Annotated in this window: 25 protein-coding genes and 2 pseudogenes; 15 read left to right on the top strand and 12 right to left on the bottom strand. The window is 45.7% G+C overall.

The window, feature by feature from the left end; translation table 11 throughout:
• Positions 1-151 precede the first annotated feature (151 nt).
• Positions 152-1435: a glutamate-5-semialdehyde dehydrogenase gene (locus QUB61_RS17420; protein WP_333130591.1), complete on the bottom strand. Its 1284-nt coding sequence runs from the start codon at positions 1433-1435 to the stop codon at positions 152-154.
• A gap of 388 nt (positions 1436-1823) precedes the next feature.
• Here QUB61_RS17420 and QUB61_RS17415 point away from each other — a divergent pair, with 388 nt between their 5' ends.
• Complete coding sequence (locus tag QUB61_RS17415) at positions 1824-2072, top strand: hypothetical protein (protein WP_333130593.1); 249 nt, start codon at positions 1824-1826, stop codon at positions 2070-2072.
• A 193-nt stretch (positions 2073-2265) separates the two neighbouring features.
• Here QUB61_RS17415 and QUB61_RS17410 read toward each other — a convergent pair whose 3' ends face one another.
• The 3 genes and pseudogenes from QUB61_RS17410 to QUB61_RS17400 all read right to left on the bottom strand — a co-directional run.
• Positions 2266-2691 (bottom strand): acyltransferase, encoded by a 426-nt coding sequence (locus QUB61_RS17410; RefSeq protein ID WP_445300643.1) that lies wholly within the window; start codon positions 2689-2691, stop codon positions 2266-2268.
• Positions 2692-2943: 252 nt separating this feature from the next.
• Positions 2944-3150 (bottom strand): annotated as a pseudogene (locus tag QUB61_RS17405) (succinate dehydrogenase/fumarate reductase iron-sulfur subunit); the annotation flags it as partial.
• Positions 3147-3395 (bottom strand): annotated as a pseudogene (locus QUB61_RS17400) (glutamate-5-semialdehyde dehydrogenase); the annotation flags it as partial. The pseudogenes QUB61_RS17400 and QUB61_RS17405, both read right to left, overlap by 4 nt.
• A gap of 219 nt (positions 3396-3614) precedes the next feature.
• Here QUB61_RS17400 and QUB61_RS17395 point away from each other — a divergent pair.
• From QUB61_RS17395 to QUB61_RS17360, 8 genes are all read left to right on the top strand, one after another.
• A complete protein-coding gene (locus QUB61_RS17395; RefSeq protein WP_333130595.1) occupies positions 3615-5336 on the top strand; it encodes a M48 family metalloprotease in 1722 nt (573 codons plus the stop codon).
• A 362-nt stretch (positions 5337-5698) separates the two neighbouring features.
• On the top strand, positions 5699-6679 hold the full coding sequence (locus QUB61_RS17390; RefSeq protein WP_333130597.1) for an SMP-30/gluconolactonase/LRE family protein: 981 nt from the start codon (positions 5699-5701) through the stop codon (positions 6677-6679).
• A gap of 166 nt (positions 6680-6845) precedes the next feature.
• Positions 6846-8585 carry a hypothetical protein gene (locus QUB61_RS17385; protein ID WP_333130599.1) on the top strand — a complete coding sequence of 580 codons (1740 nt, stop codon included), beginning with the start codon at positions 6846-6848 and terminating at the stop codon, positions 8583-8585.
• A 154-nt stretch (positions 8586-8739) separates the two neighbouring features.
• Complete coding sequence (locus QUB61_RS17380) at positions 8740-9336, top strand: Uma2 family endonuclease (RefSeq protein WP_333130600.1); 597 nt, start codon at positions 8740-8742, stop codon at positions 9334-9336.
• Positions 9272-9919 (top strand): S-layer homology domain-containing protein, encoded by a 648-nt coding sequence (locus tag QUB61_RS17375; RefSeq protein ID WP_333130602.1) that lies wholly within the window; start codon positions 9272-9274, stop codon positions 9917-9919. Before QUB61_RS17380 ends, QUB61_RS17375 begins: the two co-directional genes overlap by 65 nt.
• Before the next feature lie 74 nt (positions 9920-9993).
• Positions 9994-10329, top strand: a complete 336-nt coding sequence (psb28, locus tag QUB61_RS17370; RefSeq protein ID WP_333130604.1) for a photosystem II reaction center protein Psb28 — start codon at positions 9994-9996, stop codon at positions 10327-10329.
• A gap of 83 nt (positions 10330-10412) precedes the next feature.
• Positions 10413-10919: a molybdenum cofactor biosynthesis protein B gene (locus QUB61_RS17365; RefSeq protein ID WP_333130606.1), complete on the top strand. Its 507-nt coding sequence runs from the start codon at positions 10413-10415 to the stop codon at positions 10917-10919.
• Between the two features lie 303 nt (positions 10920-11222).
• The gene (locus QUB61_RS17360; RefSeq protein ID WP_333130609.1) at positions 11223-12155 is read left to right on the top strand and encodes a methylated-DNA--[protein]-cysteine S-methyltransferase; all 933 of its coding nucleotides are present in this window, start codon (positions 11223-11225) and stop codon (positions 12153-12155) included.
• 224 nt (positions 12156-12379) lie between these two features.
• Here the strand turns inward: QUB61_RS17360 and QUB61_RS17355 are convergent, their stop codons facing one another.
• From QUB61_RS17355 to QUB61_RS17340, 4 genes are all read right to left on the bottom strand, one after another.
• Positions 12380-13195, bottom strand: a complete 816-nt coding sequence (locus QUB61_RS17355; RefSeq protein WP_333130611.1) for a hypothetical protein — start codon at positions 13193-13195, stop codon at positions 12380-12382.
• Positions 13196-13269: 74 nt separating this feature from the next.
• On the bottom strand, positions 13270-13548 hold the full coding sequence (locus tag QUB61_RS17350; protein ID WP_333130613.1) for a hypothetical protein: 279 nt from the start codon (positions 13546-13548) through the stop codon (positions 13270-13272).
• Positions 13532-13756 (bottom strand): DUF433 domain-containing protein, encoded by a 225-nt coding sequence (locus QUB61_RS17345; RefSeq protein ID WP_333041786.1) that lies wholly within the window; start codon positions 13754-13756, stop codon positions 13532-13534. Before QUB61_RS17345 ends, QUB61_RS17350 begins: the two co-directional genes overlap by 17 nt.
• Before the next feature lie 170 nt (positions 13757-13926).
• On the bottom strand, positions 13927-14310 hold the full coding sequence (locus QUB61_RS17340; RefSeq protein ID WP_333130615.1) for an Mth938-like domain-containing protein: 384 nt from the start codon (positions 14308-14310) through the stop codon (positions 13927-13929).
• A 358-nt stretch (positions 14311-14668) separates the two neighbouring features.
• Here QUB61_RS17340 and QUB61_RS17335 point away from each other — a divergent pair, with 358 nt between their 5' ends.
• The gene (locus QUB61_RS17335; RefSeq protein WP_333130617.1) at positions 14669-16021 is read left to right on the top strand and encodes a cytochrome P450; all 1353 of its coding nucleotides are present in this window, start codon (positions 14669-14671) and stop codon (positions 16019-16021) included.
• 175 nt (positions 16022-16196) lie between these two features.
• Here the strand turns inward: QUB61_RS17335 and QUB61_RS17330 are convergent, their stop codons facing one another.
• Both QUB61_RS17330 and QUB61_RS17325 read right to left on the bottom strand, forming a co-directional pair.
• Positions 16197-16535, bottom strand: a complete 339-nt coding sequence (locus tag QUB61_RS17330; protein ID WP_333130619.1) for a hypothetical protein — start codon at positions 16533-16535, stop codon at positions 16197-16199.
• Between the two features lie 288 nt (positions 16536-16823).
• A complete protein-coding gene (locus tag QUB61_RS17325; RefSeq protein ID WP_333130621.1) occupies positions 16824-17759 on the bottom strand; it encodes a class I SAM-dependent methyltransferase in 936 nt (311 codons plus the stop codon).
• A gap of 331 nt (positions 17760-18090) precedes the next feature.
• On the opposite strand from QUB61_RS17325, the gene QUB61_RS17320 reads away from it, so the two are divergent.
• The 3 genes from QUB61_RS17320 to QUB61_RS17310 all read left to right on the top strand — a co-directional run bounded on the left by QUB61_RS17320 (position 18091) and on the right by QUB61_RS17310 (position 23711).
• Positions 18091-18993 carry a hypothetical protein gene (locus QUB61_RS17320; RefSeq protein ID WP_333130623.1) on the top strand — a complete coding sequence of 301 codons (903 nt, stop codon included), beginning with the start codon at positions 18091-18093 and terminating at the stop codon, positions 18991-18993.
• 255 nt (positions 18994-19248) lie between these two features.
• Complete coding sequence (locus tag QUB61_RS17315; RefSeq protein WP_333130641.1) at positions 19249-20187, top strand: glutathione S-transferase C-terminal domain-containing protein; 939 nt, start codon at positions 19249-19251, stop codon at positions 20185-20187.
• Between the two features lie 323 nt (positions 20188-20510).
• Positions 20511-23711 carry a COR domain-containing protein gene (locus QUB61_RS17310; protein WP_333130625.1) on the top strand — a complete coding sequence of 1067 codons (3201 nt, stop codon included), beginning with the start codon at positions 20511-20513 and terminating at the stop codon, positions 23709-23711.
• A gap of 40 nt (positions 23712-23751) precedes the next feature.
• Here QUB61_RS17310 and QUB61_RS17305 read toward each other — a convergent pair whose 3' ends face one another.
• Positions 23752-23937 (bottom strand): hypothetical protein, encoded by a 186-nt coding sequence (locus tag QUB61_RS17305; protein ID WP_333130627.1) that lies wholly within the window; start codon positions 23935-23937, stop codon positions 23752-23754.
• Here QUB61_RS17305 and QUB61_RS17300 point away from each other — a divergent pair.
• The gene (locus QUB61_RS17300) at positions 23918-24457 is read left to right on the top strand and encodes an REP-associated tyrosine transposase (protein ID WP_333130629.1); all 540 of its coding nucleotides are present in this window, start codon (positions 23918-23920) and stop codon (positions 24455-24457) included. The two genes, QUB61_RS17305 and QUB61_RS17300, sit on opposite strands and share 20 nt — an antisense overlap.
• Before the next feature lie 230 nt (positions 24458-24687).
• On the opposite strand, the gene QUB61_RS17295 is transcribed toward QUB61_RS17300, so the two are convergent.
• Positions 24688-24846 carry a hypothetical protein gene (locus tag QUB61_RS17295; protein ID WP_333130631.1) on the bottom strand — a complete coding sequence of 53 codons (159 nt, stop codon included), beginning with the start codon at positions 24844-24846 and terminating at the stop codon, positions 24688-24690.
• A gap of 5 nt (positions 24847-24851) precedes the next feature.
• Between QUB61_RS17295 and QUB61_RS17290 the strand changes: the two genes are divergently transcribed.
• A complete protein-coding gene (locus QUB61_RS17290) occupies positions 24852-26036 on the top strand; it encodes an MFS transporter (protein WP_333130633.1) in 1185 nt (394 codons plus the stop codon).
• The last annotated feature ends 95 nt before the right edge of the window (positions 26037-26131 follow it).

Raw genomic sequence — 26131 nt, 5'->3', positions numbered from 1 at the left:
ATTTTTGGCATTCGATCGAACATCAGGTTAATCTAGATTATCGGCTGTCTAGGGGCGGGTTTATATAAATTGTTCGCGAACATCAAATATTGTTGGTAAAACCCGCCCCTACAGGCTTTTTTATTGTCTGGTTCGATCGGCTATCGAGGATTTACAAATCTCGATGTGTAAATTCCTTAGCATCTTTCCCTACATAACTCGCGGCAATATGACCATCTCCAACAACTCGATACTTATACGTCACCAACCCCTCTAAACCAACAGGCCCGCGAGGCGGCATTTGCTGCGTGCTAATCCCCACTTCTGCACCGAAGCCGTAGCGGAAACCGTCGGCAAATCGAGTCGAACAATTGTGATAAACTCCGGCCGCATCGACTCCATTTAAAAATGTTTCGGCGACTTCGCTGTCTTCGGTAACAATGACATCTGTATGTCTGGAACCGTATGTATTTATATGGTTAATTGCCTCTTCCACAGAATCTACTATTTTGATTGACAAAATTAAATCGCTGTATTCTGTAGACCAATCCGCTTCATTTGCTTGGGCAATATTTTCTAGGATGGCGCGAGTTTTTTCGTCTCCCCGCAATTCGACTTTTTTCTGCTGCAAAGCTTCGGCAACTGCGGGCAGGAATTTGGGGGCGATCGCACTGTGAACTAACAAGGTTTCAATGGCATTGCAGGCGGCTGGATACTGAGTTTTTGCATCGACAGAAATCTCTACTACTTTCTGAATATCCGCCGCTTTGTCTGCGTACAAATGACAAATTCCGTCGGCGTGTCCCAAGACGGGAATCCGCGTATTTTCCTGCACGAACCGCACGAAGGAATTAGAACCTCTGGGAATAATCAAATCTACATATTCATCCATTTTGAGCAGTTCGATTGTTTCTTCCCGCGTGGTGAGCAACTGCACGACTTCTGGATTAACCGCAGTTTCTGCTAATGCTTGATATATCACTTTTGTCAATATTTCGCAGGAACGGACTGCCTCTTTGCCTCCTTTGAGAATGACGCCATTTCCTGATTTGATTGCCAAGGATACTATCTGAATTAAAGCTTCTGGGCGCGCTTCAAAAATAATGCCTAAAACGCCCAAAGGACAGGTGACGCGCTTCAGAATTAATCCTGTATCCAATTCACGGTGAATTTGCACGACACCGATCGGCTCAGGGAGTTTCGCAACGTCGCGCACGCCGGAGATCGCACTTTTCAACTTGCTCTCATCCAACTTGAGACGATCGTACAGCGGTTTCGCAATTCCATCCGCGCTTGCCGCCTTGCAGTCAGCCGCATTCGCCGCCACAATATCCGGCGCAGCAGCTTCTAAAGCTTTAGCCATAGCCTCAATAGCTTGATTTTTGGCATCAGCGGACAAAACTGCCAATTTTCTAGCAGATACGCGCGTTTTTTGGGCAATTTCAATAATAGACATGGCAGTAAATTTTAAATAGTTTTGGGTTTTGGGTTTTGAGTTTTGAGTTTTGGGTTTTGGGTTTTGGGTTTTGGGTTTTGAATTGAATCCCCAGAAATAAATTTAGGGGCGGTTTTCAGTCTTAACAATTCTTAAGGAAATTCTATATTTTTGTTGAGTCCCCTTACAGCAATCCGAATTCACAGGTTAAAACAGTGAAGTATAGACAAAATCCCACGAGAATTTCCATTTGTCAATAACCTTCGGAGAGTATTATGTCATCTCAGGCCCCTTTACGCAAGGCAGGGCGATCGCGCAAAGCCGGCGTTAAACTGATACAGAGATGCGGGTTATACCTTCGGTTCTGATTTGAAATTGCCAGACTGAACGGGAATGATTTATCTGCGCTATGCTTCGGGATTTTGGGCCAATTGGTAATTTTCTGTTTGGCATGAAACGGGTTAAAAGTTTGATGGGAATGGATGTTAGCGCTTTGGGTTGGTTCGGCCGGGGCGTTGCACCTTGGATGGATTTGATTCAGATTGAAAGCGATAGCGGTACGGTGGTTAGTAGCTATCACCGCTTCTGGTCTTTTGTGATGGGTATATGTGCGATCGCGATCGGTATTGCATTTCTATTCGTGTCCTTTCCAGCTTAAGATTTGATTGAGTTATTTTAAAAAGGTAAAATCGTCTTCTTTTAGATACCCGACTTTTTCAAAAAGTCGGGTATCTGGATATTGTGTTGTTTTCGGTGGGTTTACTTAAGATTAAGAAACCCGGTTTCAGAGAGTCAGAGTTCCTTCAGGAATGATTCTCTGTCAATACTTTAATTCCCAATACAACTGGTTATTAACCGACCGTTTGAGCGGTATTGGAAGGGGGGGTAATTTTTTTGATAACTCTAGCAGGTATTCCAGCGACAATAGTATAAGGCGGTACATCCTTATTAACTAGAGAACAAGCAGCTACCACTGAATGTTCTCCAATTATACAAGGTCCAATAACAGTAACATTACTAGCCAGCCAAGCTCCCTCCTTAATGATTACGTCTTTTTCAAAAGCAGGAACAGTTATCTGTCTTTCACGTCCGAATTTATTATAATCATGTGTTCCTGTTAACACTGCAACATGATGTCCAAAAAATACATATTCTCCTATTTGGATAGTGCCGGAAATTGTGTTAAAAGTAGCATTGTTCACCACAGCAGTTTCAGCAATTTGCAAGCGTTCTTTATTTCCGTAAAGCAAGTATTTATAGAGGAAGCCTGTGTCCATGTATCTTGTGATAGCAAAATTTGCTATTTTGGCAAAGAATATATCGTAAATCTTAGTGACAATAACTTTAATGTTTTTTTTCATCAGGGTCGAAACTCCTTTTTTGCTATTAATTAAATAAGGTTTAGCATTTCCCACACTTGCTAATCTTATGTTGATTAGACACAGATGGTATTTGACCGAGACGATCCGGGGATTTGAGATTTTGGATGCAAAAATTACGATTTGTGAAATCAAAAACCGTAATTCTTTGTTGATTAAGACTTTCCCGTGGCTAATCGATCTACTGGCTTGGTCATCTTTGCGATCTAGAATTTCTTGTTTAATCTTACCAATTTGATCCATGGGCGCAACTTCCATCGGACAAACCGAGTTTCAGTAGTAACAACGGGTACATCCCCAAACGCATTCCGTGCCTTGGTTGTATTTTTTCAGCCGATTGTCTGTATCGCAAAATCTCGCACGCCGGAGATCGCACTTTTCAACTTGCTCTCATCTAACTTTAGACGATCGTACAGCGGTTTCGCAATTCCATCCGCGCTTGCCGCCTTGCAGTCAGCCGCATTCGCCGCCACAATATCCGGCGCAGCAGCTTCTAAAGCTTTAGCCATAGCCTCAATAGCTTGATTTTTGGCATCAGCGGACAAAACTGCCAATTTTCTAGCAGATACGCGCGTTTTTTGGGCAATTTCAATAATAGGCATGGCAGTAAATTTTAAATAGTTTTGGGTTTAGGGTTTTGAGTTTTGAGTTGAATCCGCACAAATAAATTTCGGGGCGGTTTTCAGTCTTAACAATTCTCAAGGAAATTCTATATTTTTGTTGAGGCCCCTTACAGCAATCCGCATTCACAGGTTAAAACAGTGAAGTATAGATAAAATCCCACGAGAATTTCCATTTGTCAATAACCTTCGGAGAGTATTATGTCATCTCAGGCCCCTTTACGCAAGGCAGGGCGATCGCGCAAAGCCGGCGTTAAACTCATACAGAAAACTGGCTCAAATCTCGTTTTAGCTTCCGGCGTCACCATCACCATGCTATTTGGTATGGTGTTAGCGCTATCCTTAGCCTCAGTTTTGATTCTCAACAGTCCCGATCCAGTCGTCGGATTGTCTCTCGCACTTCCCATAACTCTGATTTTTAACATCGCTGCTTTTTTCCTATCGCCTTACTTGATGGACTTAACCCAAAATTTGCTCTACGATACTCGCTGGGTTTCCCTAGCAGAAATAGAAAGCCTAAGTCCCGAAACAGCGAAAGTTATTCAGAAGGTTTGCCAGCAGAAAAAACTCTCTTCTGTGCGTTTAGGAATTATCGACGACCAAAACCCTACTGCTTTTACTTACGGTTCATTTCCCAACAGCGCTCGCTTAGTCGTCAGTCAAGGTCTTTTCACCTATTTAGACGACGATGAAATTGCCACTGTTTACGCCCACGAACTCGGTCACATCGTCCACTGGGACTTTGCAGTAATGACTTTAGCTTCGACTTTGGTGCAGATTACTTATTTAATTTACACTACTGCTCAAAGGATGGGTCGAAGTGCTGGGAAAGCTAAAGAGGCGGCGGGTAGTGTAGCTGCTGTTGCTTATTTGTTTTACATCGCCGGCACTTATTTATTGCTGTATTTGTCGCGGACGCGAGAATATTTTGCCGACCATTTTGCTGCCGAAACTACGGGCAACCCCAATGCTTTATCCCGCGCTTTGGTAAAAATTGCTTACGGTATTTTGGAAGAAGGACAAACAGCAACAGAACCCAGCCGCTTATTAGAAGGAACTCGCGCTTTAGGCATTTACGATGCCAAAGCTGCCACATCTACTGGCACTGCTTACAGGATTTCTTCGGAACCAGAAAAAATTGGGCGAGTGTTTTTGTGGGATATGTTTAATCCGTGGGGTTGGTGGATGGAGTTGAACTCTACTCACCCGCTGACTGGTAAACGAGTTCGCGCTTTGAGCACTTATGCCGAACAATTAGGCTTGGATGTTGAGTTTGACATGGGCCGGATTGTCGGCGAAGGCAACCTTTTGAGCAAGCGGAGATTGTACGGAAATTTTGTGTTCGATTTGCTGCTGTACAGTGCAGAAACTCTGGGCTTAGCGGTGGGTTTGGCGATCGGCATTGCCCTGTATGCTGTAAATCCGATGATGATGGTTGCTTGTCCTTTAATCGCTTTGGGCGTGGGAATTTTGCTCAAGACTTTGGTGATGTTCCCGAATTACCAACAAGCCGAACATTTGGACGTTTTAACCTTAATGTCTGACCCTTATGCAAGTCCTTTGCGAGGTCAGCCTGCGAAACTGCAAGGCGAATTAATTGGTCGCGGCGATGCGGGTTATACCTTCGGTTCTGATTTAAAATTGCAAGACAGAACGGGAATGATTTATCTGCGCTATGCTTCTCGTTTTGGGCCAATTGGTAATTTTTTGTTTGGCATGAAACGGGTTAAAAGTTTGATTGGAATGGATGTTAGGGCTTTGGGTTGGTTCCGCCGGGGTGTTGCACCTTGGATGGATTTGATTCAGCTTGAAAGCGATAGCGGTACGGTGGTTAGTAGCTATCACCGCTTCTGGTCTTTTGTGATGGGTATATGTGCGATCGCGATCGGTATTGCACTTCTATTCGTGTCATTTCCAGCTTAACACTTGACAGGTGAAACGTTTTAAGTTAAATATAATTAAGCTCGCATTTTCGAGCTTCTTTTTTTTGTTACATACCGTACTATCGAATTTAATACCCCTCTAAATTATCTTTTTTTTATCAAAATAGTGAGTTGACGAACCGCTTTCGACGTGTTACCGCGGGGGCGCGATAGCGCTCTTGTCGCACAGAAAAAAGAAAGGAATAAGTAAAGAAGGAGATAAGCTGTTGCGGCATTTAAATTGTATGTCAAAAAAAATTCAAGTCTTGTGGGGTGTCCCGCCCGCCCTGAATATACAATTTAAAGGCGCGACAGCTTAGGTAATCTTATGGTGGGAAGGAAGTAATTCAGTTACGAGCAAACATGACAATCAAAATTGCTACAATTAGTTTGTTGGTGATAGTATTAAGTTTAGCAATCAGCAACCCCAGCAAAAAACTCAGGGGTAACTTAACAAAGTTGACCGCCCACACGGAAAACAGGGAGAAAAAAAACACCGTGCAAGATATTCTTGATGACAGTGCGAAATTAGAAAAAGTAGCTGGCGATTTCCAATTTATAGAAGGCCCGATTTGGCATCCAGACGGCTTTTTGCTGTTCAGCGATATTCCCGCCAATATTATCTATAAACTCACATCAAATCAGCAAGTTGAGGTATTTCGCCGCCCTTCGGGAAAAGCCAACGGGAATACTTTAGACAAAGAAAACCGCTTACTTACTGCCGAACACGAAAATCGCCGCGTATCCCGCACAGAAAAGGACGGCAAAGTTATCACATTGGCGGATAGATACGAGGGCAAGCGGTTCAACAGTCCGAACGATTTGGTTGTTAAATCCGACGGCAGCATTTATTTTACGGATCCGTCCTACGGTGTTAGTAAAGAGCAGGAAGAATTGGGTTTTTACGGTGTTTACAGGCTGGCACCAGACGGAAAATTAACTCTGCTGGTTAAGGATTTGGTGCTGCCGAATGGCATCGCCTTTTCACCAGACGAGCAAAAACTTTATGTCAACAATTCGGAAGCGAGATACATTGCTGTTTACGATGTAAAACCGGACGGAACTGTTACAAATGAGCGGCTTTTTGCGGATTTAAAAGACGCCGGTCAAGGCGGAGCTCCCGACGGTCTAAAAGTTGATTTAGAGGGGAATGTTTACAGCACCGGGCCGGGGGGTGTGTGGATTTTCTCGCCGGATGGCAAGGTTTTGGGGAAGATTTCTGTGCCTGAGACGGCAACTAATGTGGCTTGGGGAGAAAGCGATCGCAAAACGCTTTACATTACGGCAAATACAAGTCTGTATCGGATTCGCCTTAAAATTGCGGGCGTGCGGCCTGGAAAATAATCTAAAATAGGGCGAAGTTGAAAATAAAGCGGTTTGTAGCGAGGACTAAAGTCCTCGCTACAAACTCTTTTTATTAGGGGTAATTGACCGGGCATGATATAATCCTTGTTTTGAAAATCAGTCAATCTCAAATCTCAAATCTCAAATCTCAAATCTCAAATCTCAAATGGTATTAATAGCTCGGTTGCACAAATTTCTGACTGCTACAGTCGATCGCACATCCGGATCGCACACAATATTTTGGTTGACTCTGAGCTTGACATTTGCCACAGTTTATGGTATTTTAGGACTCAAGCAAGTCTTTAGCGCCGAGTATATGGTGCAAGACGATGCGAGGCAGCACGTTTTCTGGATGATGCGGTTTGTCGATCGCCAATTATTCCCCAACGATTTCATTGCTAATTATTTTCAATCAGTCGCCCCCGCAGGATACAGCACGCTCTACAAATTAGCCGCAACAATTGGCATTCACCCGCTATTTTTTCACAAAATATTGCCGCTATTTCTCGGCTTAATCTCCACTTATTACTGTTTTGGCCTTTGCCTAGAAATGCTGCCAGTGCCGATGACTGGATTTATTGCATCTTTGCTGCTAAATCAGCATATGTGGATGACCGACGATTTGGCTTCCACAACGCCAAGAGCTTTTATTTATCCGATATTTCTGGCTTTTTTATATTATTTGTCGCGCAGTTCCTTGCTGCCTTGTTTGGGAGCGATCGCCCTGATCGGACTATTCTATCCTCCTTACGCCTTGGTTGCTGCTGGAATTTTAGTTTTGCGCCTGCTATGCTGGGAAAAAGGCGGTTTGCGCTTGTCGCGCGATCGAACTAATTACCTATTTTGCACTACAGGTTTGGGAGTAATATTTTTAGTAATGCTGCCCTATGCCTTAGATAACTCTGAATTTGGCCCAACTTATACCGCAGCAGAAGCGAAGCAAATGGGCGAATTTGCACCAGACGGCAGAAATGCTTTTTTTCGTCCAAACCCGGTAGATTATTGGCTGACAGGGCGCGGCAGCGGGATGTTTCCCAAGTCGCTGTTTACGCCTGTAACTCACTGTGTCGGGCTCTTATTTCCGCTGCTGCTGTTTTTGCGATCGGCTTTTCCCTTAGCCAATCTGATTCAACGCCAAATCTGGCTTTTGCTTCAGCTATTTTTAGTATCCTCGGCGATGTTTTTTGCTGCTCACGCTACCCTTTTTAAGCTGTATCAACCAGGCCGCTATACAGCCTACAGCTTGCGATTTATTGTTGTTTTGATAACTGCGATATCCCTCACTTTAATTATCGATGGAGTCGGTCATTGGGCATTAAAAACCGCAACTACATTTCATTGGAAAAGTCTAGTTGCACTAATTACGACAGCGATAATCGCTGTCGCAGTGGTGCTTTACCCCTGCTTTGCCAAAAAATTTCCCACAGTTGGGTATGTAGAAGGTAAAATGCCGGCTTTGTACAAATTTTTTGAGCAACAACCTAAAGATATCCTGATTGCTTCTATCGCGACCGATACGGATTATTTGCCAACATTTAGTCAGCGTTCGGTTCTGGTGGCAAAGGAATATGCAGTGCCTTATCAGAAAGGCTACTACAGCAGATATCGGCAGCGACTTAACGATTTAATTCGCGCTCAATACACTCCCGATCGAGCTGTATTGCAAAAATTCATTAATAGCTATGGAGTTGATTTTTGGATGCTCGATCGCAATGCTTTTACTCTTCAGTATGTAAAGGATGATGGCTGGCTAAATCAATTTGATTCTATACCGGAGGCGAGGCTTTCTCTCGAACAAGGGAAAATTCCCGCCTTAGCTTCAGCAATGACAAGTTGTGCGGTTTTTCAGAATCAAATTGTAGTGGTTTTGGATGCGTCTTGTATTGTGAAATTGACCGGGAATTAAGGCGAGGCGGAGCCTCGGGATCTGCGTTCCCAGGAAGAGCCTGGGAACTAGAAAGAACTGTTCGGATTCCTCAGCTACATTTGCTGCACGGATCTTCTGTAGGGGCGATCGCCCAATGCGTTATAATGCCGATAAGAGATAATGGTGCGGGTCAATGACACAAGTTCTCGATCGGGAAACTCTCGATGGGCGAGTGGTGCTCAACGGCACTTGGGAGCAATTCAAGTTAATCCAGAAGGTTTCGGAAGATTCCCCTGGCATAAAGTTGTCTTTTTTTGCAGGGGCGATCGAGATTCTGATGCCGGGATTCCAACACGAAAATTTTTCTGAAATCATTGGTTACTTGGTGACCACTTTTCTGCTGCAACAAGGTATTAAGTTTTACCCTTCTGGTTCAATGACGCAGGAGAAGGCGCCAGAAGCTTCAACTCAAGCAGACAAATCGTTTTGTTTGGGAGAACCTAAGTTGATTCCCGATTTGTCGATCGAGGTGGTCTATACTAGCGGTGGACTGAGCAAGTTGCCAAAATATCGAGCTTTGGGCGTGCCTGAAATCTGGTTTTGGGAAGATGGCACGCTGCGGCTGTATCATCTCCGCGAAGATGGCTACGAGCAAGTAATTCAGAGTCAACTCTCAGGATTGGAAACGCTGGATATCGATTTGCTAAGACGCTGCATTTTAATGGGTGAAACTGATTTGGCTGAAGCGGTTAAGGTTTTTGGGCAGGGAATCTCGATCGATCGTACCTGACGAGAGTTTAACTAGGGCTCAGGATGCGGCTTTGCTGGCGAAGGCGTTTGAATTGGTGCCGCGCCGTGAGGCGGCGGATTTTTGGGCGCCCGGATCGCTCGCCCTGCCTAATCGAGCAGGGTTTTTGGCTGGATATCCAGACAGCACGTTTCGCCCGCAGCAGAATTTGACTATAGCTGAGACGATCGAATCTTTGGTAAACGGCTTGCAGTTTGCCCGCGGCAATCCCAATTCTTTGAGCGTTTATGTCGATCGAGCTCAGATTCCCAGTTTTGCCACCGACGAGATAGCAACCGCCACAGAGGGCAAAATCGCGGTCAACTATCCCGCGGGCGAAAAGCTTTCCCCCGCCCGCGACATCACCCGCGGCGAGATATCCGCCCTCATCTACCAAACTCTGCTAGCCACAAACCGGGCCGAGGCAATTAACTCTCCCTACATCGTCTCAGGGAATTGGGAGACAAGGGAGAGGAGAACTTGGGCTACCAAGAACCAACCCATCTCTCCTCGCCCTTGTCTGGGATTCCCTCACTCTGGCCCACACTCACCCACTCTCGCCCACTTCCACCCTCCCAAGTCTTGATTTGCGAGTACCCGAATCGTTTTATGATTGAACATTAAGAAATTAAGCAATCCTTAAGGTTCCACTGTCAGATTATGGCTAAAATTCAATTCTCTCGGGGTATAGACGAAGATGCTGTGCCCGAAGTGCGCCTAACCCGTTCTAAAAGCGGAGAGCAAGGCACTGCCACGTTTACCTTTGTAAAGCCCAAAGCTCTCAGCAGCAGCAGTACCGAAGATATTACTGGAATGTACATGATCGACGACGAAGGCGAACTCCTCACTCGCGAGGTTAAAGCTAAGTTCATCAACGGTCAGCCTGAGGGTTTGGAAGCTCTTTATATAATGAAAAGTTCCGCAGAATGGGATCGATTTATGCGTTTCATGGAACGCTACTCGGAAGCAAACGGCTTAGGATTTAGCAAGGCATAATGGGTAGTTGGTAATTGGTAATTGGCAATTGGTAATTAGCCGATCGCCCGTTGCCGGTTGCCGATTACTTAGAAGAAGAAACTATGAAGCAAATTCCTCACCCCGACTTATCTAAAATACCCGTAAATTGCGCTATCATTACTGTTAGCGACACGCGCTCGCGTGACACAGACAATAGCGGCTTGTTAACTAATAACCTGCTAAAAGATGCCGGTCACTATGTGGTAGCTTACACTGTTATTAAAGATGATGCGGCAAAAATTTTATTGCAAATGCAGACGTTTTCCCAGCGTGAAGATGTGGATGCAATCATTGTTAACGGCGGGACGGGCATCGCTCCCCGAGATACGACTTACGATGTCCTGGAAAGTTTGCTAGACAGGATTTTACCGGGATTTGGGGAGATATTTCGGTTTTTGAGCTATCAAGAAATTGGTTCGAGGGCGATCGCCTCTCGCGCCGTTGCAGGGGTGTATAAAGGCAAGTTAGTCTTTTCTCTTCCTGGCTCTAGCAATGCCGTCAAACTAGCTGTGGAAAAGCTAATTTTACCGGAATTAGTTCACTTGGTGACGCAGTTGCGCGGTGGGTGATAAGCTGTCGCGCATTTAAATTGTATATTCAGGGCGGGCGGGACACCCCACAAGACTTTGATTTTTTTTTGACATACAGTTTAAATGCCGCAACAGCTTATCAATTCCGCTAACACCGGAATGATGGGGAGTGGTCCGTTGGGGAATGTGGAATTATTGACCTTGACTTTATCATTCCCATGCAACCGGAAACGATATGAGGTCGCTTTCTTCAATCTCTTCAATCTCTTCAATCTAAAATCTAAAATCTAAAATCGACTGGCTGCATTCACCGCAAGAAACGGGTGGCTTTGAGCCTAGTCTATGGCTAAAGTGAGGAAACATCAAAATTCCCTTGACTTAGACTACATGATTTCGATGCAGAATGCCAGTGTCTATGCTAGCGAAGATTATCACCGGATTGCTCGGGCGATCGCCTTTATGCGACAACACCACCTAAACCAGCCCAATCTGGCTACTGTGGCCCAGCACATAGGACTTAGTGAATATTATTTTCAACGGCTATTTACTCAATGGGCCGGCATTAGCCCCAAGCGGTTTTTGCAATATCTGACAGTTGAATATGCCAAGTCAAAAATCACTGAGACTAAAAGCCTTCTAGACCTAACATTGGACGTGAGACTATCGAGTCCCGGACGATTACACGATTTATTTGTGAACTTGGAAGCAATGTCACCAGGGGAGTTCAAAGCAGGCGGAGCAGGTTTACAAATTCGCTATGGCATTCATGATACCCCCTTTGGCACATCTCTAATCGCGACAACTGCCCGCGGTATTTGTAACCTTTATTTCTTGGAGACAACAGACGAACAAACCGCCGCACAAAGACTGCGATTGGCATGGAAAAACGCTGAAATCATTCGCGATCAGCAAGCCACTCAATCATTGCGCGACCTGATTTTCAATTTAGAAACTCTCAGCGAGCAAAAACCACTAACGCTCTTGGTAAAAGGCACTAACTTTCAGATTCAAGTTTGGCGAGCACTTTTGAAATTGCCATTTGGTGCGATCGCGACCTATCAGACTATAGCTCAACTGGTAGCTCGCCCAACTGCTGCTAGAGCTGTAGGAAATGCGATCGGTAACAATCCTATCGGCTATCTAATTCCCTGTCACCGAGTCATTCGAGAATCTGGAGAACTCGGTGGCTATGGCTGGGGAGTAGAGCGTAAAACAGTCATGTTAGGTTGGGAAGCTAGCCGTACAATCTGCGATCAATCGGGAAGAAAAGCTTAAGTTACATGGCTACACTATCGACGCGAATACACCGGGGGAATCCATATGGGGTGAGAGATACAACCCACGGAACTACCCTTGCAGGAATAGAGCGGTCTAACGGCCCGCTTCACCCGTCGCAGACAATTTCTTGGTTCCACCAGACAACCTTGATATGGTCGGTGTGCAAGCGGGTTGTTAGGCTACACTATCCAGCAATTGTCCCACTATATTCTTCGTGACACTCAGCTTGAGGAGGTTAATATTACGTTCCCTCGGCTACGTTGTAAAATCGTCTCTGTTATCAAGTTGTCTCGCCATACTATCCCGATTTGCGCTTCAAAGCTATCACTCGGGTTTAAACGCCCTGAATAAACCCCTAAAAGCCGCCAACTAAAAGGGCGTTCCACAACGCTAAACTTGTTTGTTGCACGGTCAAGAGAGTAGTATGGCCAGTTAGAAATTGCTAAACAAGGTGCCCCTGACATGCCTTTCCTAGTGGCGGTATCAACATAAAAAGAACAATCTATCCCCTGACCAAACTCCAACGATGAAGCTAGACTCGCTCGCTTCCAGATTGGCAAAAAGCTATCTGCTGAAAGTCCAAGAGGATAGCCTGGCAGGAAGAGGTCATCTCCAAGATCAATAAACATATCAGGAGCATGTCCGCTAGAATCAAAAAGATCGATTGCCGAGCCAACCTCATTTGCTTCAATTGGCAGTACGGCGACATCGAAGTCTTGACCACGAATCGGATGTTGAAACCAAGTTGCTTCTAGATTTGAGGCATCGCCTAATGAGCGTATAACTGGCTTAAAAGTGAGGGGTCCCTCTTGCCACGAAGCAAAATAAAATCTACAAGCATCTGGTACAGCACAACTTTTATCTATAGGTTGACCGCTTTTAGGATCGCGTCCTGAGAAAACATGCCAGTTAGTTACCAAAAACCAATTGGATTGATACTTCAAGAAAAAACCCGTTGCCTTACCAAGTGGATGATCGTTACAAAGTAACTCTATTTTTGTGATTGAGAGATTCAGTAAATTCGCAGTACCTGCCATGAGTAAAAACCTATAATGTACAGTGACGAGCAGTGCATCTTGTTGTAGGAAATCTTAATATTTAAGGGGTGAATTTATGGTGATACATATTTTTCAGTCTCACTTATAATTGTATCACAGTTGCTCGATGCTACAAGAACAACGACTGCAACTCCAGCTTGCTGCAAGTTTTGCTGATAGCGCAAATTTTGATCTGTGGTGAGCAGAATCGTGAAGCCCTCTTGACTCATAAGCAGCAGCAATTCACCGTTCTTTTTTCCTGACCATCCCATCTCAACAACTGTGCGTATCTCGTAATCAGCAAGTTCACGCTTTAAAGGTCGTGGGGCACATTCATCAAGCAGGATTCGCATAGGCTGTCAGCATTTCCTTGGCTAATTCAAGAGCTGCAATTGTCTGTTCCCGACTGACACTAGGGAAATGGTCTAGAAATACCTCTAATGAATCACCAGCCTTAAGATAATCAAGTAGGGTTCTCATTGGTACACGAGTCCCAACAAAAACAGGGGTTCCCCCCAGAATATCGGGGTCGCTATGAACAACACGGGATGTTAATGTCATAACAAATTTAGCCAACTGGCTACCAGCTTTTATAACAATTGTATCCCAAAGTCATTGGATTTTCGTGAGCAGAATGCCAAACCAAATGATCGCTAGCATCCATTTCATCGTTCTTGTAGATTATTTTCAGCGAAGCTTCCCGAGAATTTCCTGGCTGCATCGGTACCGCGTTAACAGGTTGAGTGAAATATTCCCCCGACCTTCTTACCTTGTTGCATTAAATTGTTGAAAAGGTCTACAGCCAATTGGGTAGGCCCAATATAATACTCAATACCTCTTTGATTCAGCAGTTCTTCAGTTTCGGGACAGGTATGTAGCATGAGTTGCATACCACGTGTCAAAACCATAAATTCTATACCTTGCTCTAAAATTTCTTCGATATCAGCAGGTTGAATACCTGGTTGGTGACGAGTACCTGTGTGTCTCCAATCCCATTCCTTAGCACCTCCAGGCCATACTTTACAATCTTTGAATTGACAAGTTTGGCCGTCAGTGGTTACCTTAATATGTCCCCAAGAGATATGACTAATCAGGCTTTGCTGAGAATTGCTCACGATCGTGTTTTTTCTATTATAAAAAAATGGACAAAAGACATTTAGCAAATGTAGATAGGAGCGCCCAACGGCTAAATTGAGCGGCAGCCAGTAACTTTAGCTTAACTGAAATTATTCCTGTTGAGTCAATCAAGGCTCGTTGACAAACATCAAGTCCTTGAGTTAAGCATTGCTCTCGCCACTTTCGAGAAATGGGTGCAAACATTTCTAGCAACTGGTGTTTTGTCCATTCGTAGTTCTGGTGTAGCTTACGCTCAGAAACCCGGTTTCTAGCCAATGTCGATCGCTCGCAGATAAATTTCAGGGTGCAAGGTCGATCGATATACACTAGAAACATTGCTGTATCGCAAGTTTTTCAATGACGCTGCCTACCGGATCTCGTTCTCCTGCTTTGTTCCAAACGCTTTCGCTGGTAGCTGACCCGATCGCATTTTTCGATCGCTACTCGGCCAAATACGGCGATACATTTACCGCCCGCGTGTTGGGGCCCTCTTCGCCCCCCGTGGTGTTTCTGGGCAGTCCAGAAGCGATTCAGGCGGTGTTTACGACGTTAGCCGATGCCTTTGAGTTTGGCAAAGTGACCAACGTATTTCGCCCGCTGGTGGGAAATGAATCCCTAATTATGAATGAAGGGCCGCGACATCTGCGACAGCGACAGCTATTAATGCCCGCGCTGCATCGGGAACAGTTGCACAGTCAAGGGCATTTGATTGTTGATTTGACGAAAAAGCGGACGATCGACTGGAAAGCCCCAGATGCGATCGCAGTCCGCGAAGAAATGTCAGAAATTTCGCTGGAAGTAATCTTGCAAGTCGTCTTTGGATTAGTCCCGGGAGAGCGCTACGAACGCCTGAAACAATTGCTCAGCAAGCTTTTAGAGGCGATTACGTCTGAGCTGTACTCGATACAATTTTTCTTTGAACCGTTGCAGCAAAATTTGGGGCCTTGGAGCCCGTGGGGGCAGTTTTTGCAGCAGATGGCGCAGATTGACTCGCTGATTTATGCGGAAATTGCCGAGAGGCGATCGCATTCTCTCGATTCGTCTCGCACGGATATTCTGTCGGTGTTGATGATGGCCCGCGACGACACCGGCGAATCCATCGGCGATCGAGAATTGCGCGATCAGTTGATGACGCTGTTGTTGTTGGGACATGAAACGACTGGATCGGCGTTGACTTGGGCGTTTTACTGGCTGCATCAGTTTCCCGAATGCCTTGGGAGGTTGCGGAAGGAATTGGATGAATTGGGCGAGAATCCCGATCCGATCGCGCTTTCGCAGTCGCCCTACTTAACAGCAGTCTGCAAGGAAGCGCTGCGGGTTTATCCAATTGCCTTAATTTCGCAGCCGCGCAAGGTGAAACGGACGATCGAACTCGAAGGCTATACATATCAACCGGGAACGATTTTAATCCCCTGTGTCTATTTGGCGCACCGTCGGCCTGAAACCTACGAAAATCCGGCCGCGTTCAATCCCGATCGCTTTTTAGAACGCAAGTTTTCCGCCTCTGAATTTTTACCGTTTGGAGGCGGGAGTCGAAGCTGCATCGGGATGGCGTTATCGATGTTTGAAATGAAGCTCGTTTTAGCCACGGTGCTGTCTTCGCGTGAGTTTGTATCGAATCTCGATCGGCCAATTCGTCCGACGCGCCGGGGAATCACCTTTGTGCCGCCCGATCGGTTTCGATTAACGGTTGTGGGCGATCGGCGTTAGATTCAGTGAAACGCCGTGTCAATCGATTTTAGATTTTAGATTTTAGATTTTAGATTGAAGCATTGAGTCCACGGATAAATTCGGGGGGCAAGTTTCATCGGATACAGGTTTTTTATTTCTGGACGGATGAATCCGGAGGCTTGTATCCTGGATGCTTTCGGTCAAGCAAGATATGTTATTCGATGAAAATCCCAGCAACTTTGTCTCCATTCATCGTCATGTGTGCCACAAATTCATCTCCCCCATCTTCAAAACTCAGCTTCCACAAATAAATCGGACTATTACCTTGTTTTATCTCGCCAAAATAAGTAATTGAATATCCCTTTTGCAGGCGTGAAGCGAGCTGCTCGCTAACATCGTCAAACATTAGTTGTGTAATGCTCGCTTTGTAGCCTGCATCGCCCACTGTGGTAAAAAGCTCGTAATTTTTCGATGCAGTGGCATCCAAGATAACCTGTAAACAATCGATGACGTTTTGAGAGGGGGCTGTCGGGTTCATGACGATGTTCTCCATTTAGGGTTTTAGCAAAATGTGTAACAAATGGCGCTGTGAATAGATCCTAGGGCTGTCTCATATCAAATCCGGTAGCATCGGAATTATTTATCGGTAGGGGGCGCGATCGCATAAATTTTAAAATCCACAGATTAGACTATTTACACTCACGCACCGCCCCAAGGATTGAATAATATCGATGCAACTTTACTATTTATAGCAGTTTTCAACCGGATGAAATAAATACAGCGTTAGACAAGGCACTCTCGTGTCCTACCCGACATCTGTACTTCACTCTACTGAAAACCCCTATATTGCCTCAGCAACAATAGTTCGGTGTCGGACTGTATTGCAAGTGATTGTCGGCTGTGCAAAACCAGAATCTACCAATGCTTGCTCGATATCCAACCCAAAATACTGATCCAAATAAGGCTCCGTACTCTTGAGCAAAGTCAAAATATAAGGAGGCATTTTGGCATAAACTTCCGACTGAGGATTCATATCCATAATTGTCAAATGTCCGCCAACACGCAGCAAACGCCTCGCTTCCCGGAATATTTCTCTCGTAGCTTTCTGCGGCAATTCGTGACAAACTAAACAAATAGAAACTAAATCAAAAGCAGCCGCGGGCAAACCAGTAGATTCAGCAGCAGCGTGAACCCAAGTCGGAGATTTTTGATTTAAAGATTGGGATTCTCGCTGTTGGGAACGGTATTTAGCAACGGCTAAGAAATAAGGCGACAACTCCACCCCTGTCATCTTCGCTTCCGGGTAAACATCCCCAAGAGCAAAGGTACTCATTCCCACGCTGCATCCCAAATCAACAATATTTTGCGGTGAAGAAGCAATTTGAAATTTGATGACTTCGTGATAGCTGGCGCGGAGTTTAGCATCGCCTTCTGCACCCGCTTCCGGCCAAATTCCCGCGTGAACTGTACGGGCTGCAACTTCAACTTCTGTAGCAGCTTCCCAGCTCATGTTACCTTGTTCGTAAGCGTGGAATGAAGTTAGATAATATTTCGGGTAAACAAGATCGGGATTTTGGACGCTGAGCAATTCTGCATCCCAATTTCGAGCTAAAAGTGCTTGGGCTTCTTGTCGCCAATGCACTCCGATTTTTTCGGCTCTTTTTATCATCATTTCCCGCGCTTGGTGCTTGGCTAGATTAGCCAAAGGCTTGATGGAGAGTACGCCATTTACTAAACGCGAGGCTAATCCGGGAGTTTGGTTAACTGCAACAGTCATCTTTTAGCTTTTTCTATTTTGCGCCATCTATTTTAACACGTTTGGGCGATTTTGAGTTGGTCAATATAATGAAAGTTAATTTGGTGCTGGCGAGTGAAATGCAAATGTTTTGTGAAAAAGATTTTTTTTAATGAACCGCAGAGGGCGCAGAGAACGCAGAGTTAGAAAAGAGAGAAAAGATCGGTGTAGGGCAAAAGTGGCTGGGGTGGTATAATATTTATTTGTGCTTGCCTACTTAGTTTTGGGGAATTTACCCGCAATCGGGAATCGGATTTGCCGAAGTTGGAGTATTTGGAAGAACACTTTAAATCTGGCTATTCAGGAGTTTGTGATGAGCAAATCTATTGTGGAATTGGTTGATAATTTGCCGTCTGGTGGCGTCACTGTGATGATGTTAAAATCTCTCGATTTTGTGGTTCCGGGGGAGTGGAACAATGTAACGGGTTTTGATAATACTATTCAAGCGCTGACAGGGGAAACAAAGCGCAAATTAGTTGGGAAAATTCGCGATCGCGCGATCGAGCTTTACGCTAACCCCAACGAGCCATATCAAGGCGTACTCAGGCTTTACCAGTTAGCAGACAGCGCCGACAGTGCGTTAGGTGCAACGGCTATGGCGAATAAAATCGGTGAAAACATCGGCTTTCTTTCCTTTCTCAACCGCCTCACTCCTAAAGCTGACACAACTCAAACGATCGACTTGTGCGTCAAAGTGGCGATCGAGCTAATTGCCTTCTGCAAACTTAACAATATTTCCCTTGACAATGTGGGAAGCTTTGGTAATTATTTATCTCATTACAAAGGCGAATCTCTGATGCGGATGGCTGCTTTAGTTTGTGCTGACGGTTTAATTCCCCTCGGCCCGGACTTCATTCGAGTAGCACAAAATACCCTAGGCGGATTGAATCCTTCAACCTTGCAGCAAAACTCAACATTCCAAAATATCAGCAACCTAATTCCGGGCGCAAATAATTCACAAAAGTTCGGATTTGTGACAGCAACTTTCGCCTCAGCCCAAGGTTGGATGAACAATTTAGTACAGTCTCGCGGCTTAACTCCCGCCATAGTTTTAAGCCATCTCAAGCAATACATTGATGTTACCGATGACAAATTGGATTATGTGGCGGCGTTTTTAGACATGACTACCAATTATTACGAACATACGGGAATTCAGACGGTTGCTCGCCGATTGATCGATCGAGCTTATGCTGAAATAGCCTCTGGCAGATCCTAGAAAAGTCGTTCCCAGGTGAGGGAAAACAGCGAACAGCGAGGCAGAGCCTCTAAATATGCGTTCCCAGGCAGAGCCTGGGGACGAGGGAAACCATTGCTTACTTTGCCTTCTTCCTTCTTCCTTCTTCCTTCTTCCTTCGGCTGTGAGTTAAAATAAGCTGATTATGTTTAGCAAACCTCTTTTAATCGCCTTGTGAAAAACAAATCGCTTCCTTCATCCGTAACAGTCAAGCTAGGCAAATTTGTCTGGACATCAATGTGGCAATTAATGATGTCAAAACTAGCGCCGCCCGATCGCACCGGAGCATACATTCGCCCCAGCAGCAGTTTCCGCAACTTTGTCAGCACTGCACCAGACAACCCTCACGGGCCCGCTGCGGGACGATATCGCCTCTTCGTGGGTACGGGATGCCCTTGGGCGCACCGCACTCTGGTGACGAGGGCGCTCAAAGGGCTTGAGGATGCGATATCCGTGTCTCTTGTCTATCCCTCTGAAGGGGGAATGTGGGTGATGGAGTCGGAGACTTTTGGCTGCAACACGATGCCGGAACTTTACCAGTTGGCTTTACCGGGCTATCAGGGGCGGTGTACGGTGCCGGTGCTGTGGGATGACTCGAAAAAGACGATCGTCAATAACGAGAGTTCGGAAATTATTGTGATGCTAAACTCGGAGTTTAACGAGTTTGCTGGCAATCCTCAAATGGATCTTTATCCTCTGGATTTGCGAGAACAAATTGACGAGTGGAATGAGAAGATTTACCAATCGGTGAATAACGGCGTTTATCGCTGCGGTTTCGCGCAATCTCAAGCTGCTTATGACTCGGCTTGCAGTGAATTGTTTGCTGTTTTAGACGAGATCGATCGATCGCTCTTGAGGAGTCGTTATCTGTGTGGCGATCGGGTGACTTTAGCAGACGTGCGGCTTTTTACTACTCTATTCCGTTTTGATGCAGTTTACTACAGCTTGTTCAAATGCAATGTGCGCCGCATTCAAGATTACGAGCATTTGGGAGCTTATCTGCGCGATTTGTACCAGTTACCGGGAGTTGCGGGCACTTGCGATTTGGAGGCTGTGAAGCGCGATTATTACGGCAATTTGTTCCCGCTCAATCCCGGCTGCATTATCCCCGCTGGGCCCGATCCGGCGAGTTTACTCAAAGCTCACGATCGCGCAGGGTTCAGAAACCGGGTTTAGCTCGTTCCCAGCCTCTGCCTGGTAACGCATTCCCAGAGGCTCTGCCTCGCCTTGCTTGGGCGATCGCGCCGAAACTCAAAAACCAGCTTTAGCTCGTTCCCAGGCTCTGCCTGGTAACGCATTCCCAGAGGCTGGGCCTCGCCTTAACCCTCTAACAAACCCTCCATTCTCTCCTTTACTCAAACCTCACGATCGACAAAATATTCGTGTTATTTTGAAGTGAGCTTAATCAATATTCAAAATTAAATCATAGTTGGCGATCGCCCGAGTCATCTCAAAAGGCGATCGTACTTATATACAAAAATCAAAACAAGGAATTGGCAATGTTAGAAACTGAGGGCGATCGGGAAGCACGGCAGCGCATTGAAGAGGCACGGCGAGAGGGAGCAAGAACACTCGATCTTAGCTACATGGAACTGACGGAACTGCCAGAGGCGATCGCATCCCTCACTCAGTTGCAACACTTTGACCTCTCCAGAAATGAACTAACAGAACTGCCAGATGCAATCGCATCCCTGACCCAGTTACAACAGCTTGACCTCTCTGACAATCAACTGATGGAACTGCCAGAGGCGATTGGCTCGCTCACCCAATTAAAGTTGTTGAATCTTAACGACAACAAGCTAACGTCTCTACCAAATTGCTTGGGAAATCTAAATAAATTAGAGAAAATACAATTATCCTCGAACCAGCTAGATGAAATACCTCTTGTTCTGCGGAGATTAAACTTACTAAAGGAACTTTATATACCTAGAAACAAACTACGAATAATTCCCCACTGGATTGGGGAATTGCAATTACTGGAATCATTGAGCTTATCTGGGAATCAAATTACCAATTTACCGGATTCAATAAAGAACTTACTGAAACTGAAAATACTTTGGTTAGGCGCTGAGTTTCCTAACATTGATTCTGAATTGCAAGACTTAGGCAATCCGTTATATGAACTTCCATCTTGCTTAAGCCTACCCAAACAAATTAAAAAACTTTCACTTGCAAATTGTAGTTTGACTACGCTACCAAACTGGTTAGGCGAACTTACAGAATTATCTGAACTTCAGTTAAATACAAATAATTTGGCTGACTTACCAGCATCGCTGTGTCAGCTCTCTAATATAGAAAATCTGTATTTGGAAAACAATGCCCTCAACCCTGACCTAGCAGCTGCATACCAGCAAAGCACTAAAGCTGTTTTGCAATACCTGAGGGCAAAAGCAGAGGCACAAGTAACGCTGAATGAAGCCAAACTGATCCTAATTGGCGAGGGTGAGGTGGGCAAGAGTTGTCTGTTGGGTGCATTGCGGGGGGATGAATGGGTGGATGGTCGCCCCACGACTCACGGGATTGAAATTAAATCTGTAATCGTCACCGATCCCGACAGTGGTACAGAGATATCACTCAATGGTTGGGATTTTGGCGGTCAACGGGTTTATCGACCGACGCACCAGTTGTTTTTCAGTGCGCCAGCCGTGTATCTGGTTATCTGGAAGCCACGGGAAGGCCCCCAGCAGGGCTTTGTCAAAGAGTGGATTACGCTGATCAAAAATCGAGAACCAGATGCAAAGGTGTTGGTCGTCGCAACCCACGGCGGTCCCGGACAGCGACAACCGGATATTGACAGACAAGAAATTTTGGATCAATTCGGCAAAGATACGGTAATCGATTTCTTCCATGTAGACAGCAAACCCAACCAGGATACGACGGATTGCGCTGGTCTTGCAGAATTAAAAGATACTATTGCTCGTGTCGCTGCATCTCTTCCCGAAATGCGGCGTTCTGTTCCAGCAAAGTGGCAACGGGTGCGGGAAACCTTACAGACAAGTGACAAAGCCTATCTCCCCTACAATGATGTCATTGCCATCTGCGCTAAAGAGGGAATCGATGAGGAGCAAGCAGAACTGTTTCTTCGCATCTCCCATATATTAGGGCATTTCATCCATTACCATTACGACCCAACACTACGCGATATCGTCATCCTCAAACCCGACTGGCTGGCAAAGGCGATCAGCTTCGTGCTAGATGATGAAACGACACGCAAACGCAACGGTTTAGTGGAATTTCAGCATCTCAGCCAGTTGTGGAGCCATCCGCCATTTGCAGGCGAAGAAGGCTACCCCTCAAAGTTGCATCCAATCTTTCTGCGACTGATGGAACGCTTTGATCTATCCTACAAAGTGGTTTTCGATCCGTCAGAAACTAGCAATACCAGCCTCATTGCTCAACTTGTTCCCGACACACGCCCGGAGCCATTGCCCAATTGGGGAGAGCAACCAGAAGCGGGAGACAGGCAACAGATACAAATCTGTCGCATTGTGGACAGTCGCGGACAGTTTGCAGTAGCAGAAGGGTTATTTTATCAATTGATTGTCCGGTTGCACAAATACTCACTGGGGCGGACTAATTACGAAAACAGCATTCACTGGCAACGCGGCTTAATGCTTGACAATGATTACAACGGTCGGGCATTGCTGGAATATGTTGGCACTGATGTAAAAATCACGGTGCGGGCAGCTTATCCAGAAAGGTTCCTGTCATATCTCACGGAAGAGATTAAATGGCTAGTCGAGAATTTCTGGGAAGGATTGCGTTGTAACGTCATGGTTCCCTGCATTGCACCGTGCAGCATGAATGCGCCTGGAAACGGACTGTTTGAGGTACAGAAACTAATTGAAAGTAAAAAGAAAAATCGTCATGAATTCCCGTGTCCCATTTCCGGGTGTGGTGAATGGCAAAATATAGACCGACTGCTAAATAACGCGCCGACTGCTCAACCCCCATCCCAAGAAATTGGCATTGAGCAGTTCCGAGACATTGTGAAAGACGAGTTAAACGTCATCCGCCAAGATTTAGTAATTTTAGATCGTCGAGGTGAAGAACGCTTTCAGTCATTGTCTCAGGATCAGCGGATCATTCTCAGCAAAGTCGATGAGGAATTTGCGTCGCTAATGCAAATGCTCACCGATGAAGCGAAAGATGGCCCGCGCCTGTTCAGTTTCAAGCCCGTCGATCCCAAGTTTTTCGATCGCCCCAAATGGATAAGTACAAAATTGCAAATTACCCTCTGGTGCGAACACTCTCGTCAACCGCTTCCCGCCTTAAATCCTAACGACAAGAAAAAGGGAGTTTATGAATTGGAAGTGTCGCGCGAATGGTTTACCAAAGCAGCCCCCTATCTCAAAATTTTGACAGGAACCCTGAGTCTAGTCTTACCTGTCGCAGCCTCGGCAACCAAGCTAATGCTAGATGAAGCCACCTACAAAGGCATTGAAGAGGAACTCGATTTAGGACAAAAAAGCATCGAGTCTACCTTAAAAGGAAGCGATTTAGCGACTAATTTGTCTACCGAAAGTGATGCCCCAGATTGGCAACACGGCGAAGCAGCCATCCGCGCCCAAGGCTCGATTTTGCGAGAATTACACGCCAAGCTAAAAAAAGAAGATCCTGGTTTTGGTGGCTTGGTGCGGGTGCAGAACAGACGCCGCGAATTTCTGTGGGTTCATCCTCAGTTTGTAGATGAGTATTAATATTTTTATATTGACACCATTATTACGATCGTGTGATAATTTAAAATCCCTCGTTACCAGGCTCTGCCTGGAAACGCATATCCAGAGGCTCCGCCTCGCCCCAACCCTCAAACAAACCCTCAATTTCCCTTCCAGACTCTGCCTGGTAACGCATATCCAGAGGCTCTGCCTCCCCCCAACCCACCAACAAACCCTCGATCGCCCCAATGGGAAGAAGCAGATACAAAGTAATATATTCCGACAACCAACCGCACTTTGTCACCTCTACAATTATCAACTGGATTCCTGTATTCTGTCAAGCAGAAATAGCACAAATAGTCTTAGATTCCTTAAGTTTTATGCAGCGGGAGAAGCGTTTAGCCTTACACGGTTACGTGCTGATGGAAAATCACTTGCACTTAATCGTAACTTCTTCTGAATTGTCAACGCAAATGAGAAATTTCAAATCATTTACAGCTCGCTCCATAATTGACTTGCTTGAAAAAAATCAAGTTACCAACATCCTCGATCAACTCGCATTCTATAAAAAGCTACACAAAAAAGACCAAAAATATCAGCTATGGCAAGAAGGGTTCCACCCGCAAGCTATTTTGGATGAGGCAATGCTGTTGCAAAAATTGGAGTATATCCACAATAATCCTGTTAGGCGCGGCTATGTTGACGATCCGGCTTGTTGGAGATATTCTAGTTATCGAAATTATATGGGTCAGGATGGATTGTTGCCAGTTGATTTGATTGATTTTTGAGTCGGATGATTTGTTTGAAAGAGCGAGGCAGAGCCTCTGGATATGCGTTACCAGGCAGAGCCTGGGAACGAGCGGATTTTCATTTTTTTGACCCCTCCTTCTACAGTCATTAGTCATTAGTCAACAGTCAACAGTCAACAGTCAACAATGATTCCAGAGAAGTCTATTGATACTGACGTTTATAAGTCTTAATACAAGGTATCATGAAAAATTTTGATTTTTATGCAAATTTAGCCTAAAGTCGGCAGAATACAGTACAGATGGGGGATGAAGTTAACTGCACTGAGATTTTGAGATAGATTGAGATGAGAAATAGCGAGTAAAGCTGATGTCACATTCACCCCCAAATCCCCGATCGCATCCACAGCAAAATCCACAATCTTGGGCAACCAAAATGACCCTGTTGTTGGCCAGCAGTCTCACAGTGATGGCCGGTGCGACGGTTTCTCCCGCACTGCCGGCAATGAAACAACATTTTGAAAGCGCGATCGCCGATGTCGATACTCGCACCACTTTAGTTAAACTAATCATCACCCTGCCCGCCCTCTTTATTGTGATTGGTTCGCCCATTGCCGGGTTAATTGTCGATCGCTTTGGCCGCAAAGCCTTGTTACTGATCGCCACCCTGTTATATGGGTTAGCAGGCAGTTCGGGACTCTTTTTTGATAGCTTGACTGCAATTCTGGCGGGGCGTGCGGTTCTGGGTTTGGCAGTAGCAGGCGTTATGGTGACAGCCACCACCTTAATTGCCGACTACTATAGTGGCCCCGCCCGTGCGGCATTTATGGGATTGCAAGCGGGATTTATGGGCTTGGGCGGCGTGCTGTTTCTGACAATGGGGGGAATACTGGCACAGCAAAACTGGCGCTATCCTTTTGTGATTTACCTATTTGCCTGGTTGATTGTGCCACTTATCCTGGTGTTTATTTTAGAACCAAATCGGACTGATGCTAGTATCCCTGGAGTAGAAGCGCCTACCGCAGAGGCACCGCCGAATTCAATGCCTGTAGGGGTTCTGGGGATTGTTTATGGGTTGACGACGCTGAGTCAAGTTGCCTTTTATCTGATTCCCGTTCAATTGCCCTTTTTCTTGGAAACATTGGTCCAGGCTTCCCCCTCACAAAGTGGGATGGCGATCGCACTTTGTACGCTATTGAGTGCGATCGCATCCCTCACCTATGGCAAATTCAAACAGCGCATGGAGTTTGTCGCGTTTCTGCCCTTAATTTTTGGGTTGATGGGCATCGGCTATCTGTTAATCGGTCAATCCGCCAACTGGGCGCAGGTATTGACTGGGTTGGCTATTTCCGGGATGGGACTGGGAATTTTGATGCCTAACATGACAGTTTGGCTGAGTGCCGCTGTGCCCGAAGCCGTGAGAGGACGTGCGCTGGGAGGTTTGTCTACGGCGATGTTTCTGGGACAATTTTTATCTCCGATAGTGACTGGGCCGTTGACAAAGGCAGTAGGTATGGGTGCAGTCTATGCCATCACCGGAGGGTTTTTGGCGATCGTCGCGATCGGATTTGCCGTATTTAAGGCTCAAATCCGTCGCCTGACTCGTAGCAGTGCGATCTAGTGCAGGGAGAGTACATTAAAACTCACATCTTGCACCATTCTCAAGAACAGGCAAGATGCCTGTGAAGCGAAGAGTGAATTTTCTCGCTTCACAGG

It is taken from the genome of Microcoleus sp. C2D2 (assembly GCF_036702495.1).
Lineage (GTDB): Bacteria > Cyanobacteriota > Cyanobacteriia > Cyanobacteriales > Microcoleaceae > Microcoleus.
Note: the sequence above shows the minus strand (reverse complement) of the source record. Positions and strands in the feature narration are given on the sequence as shown.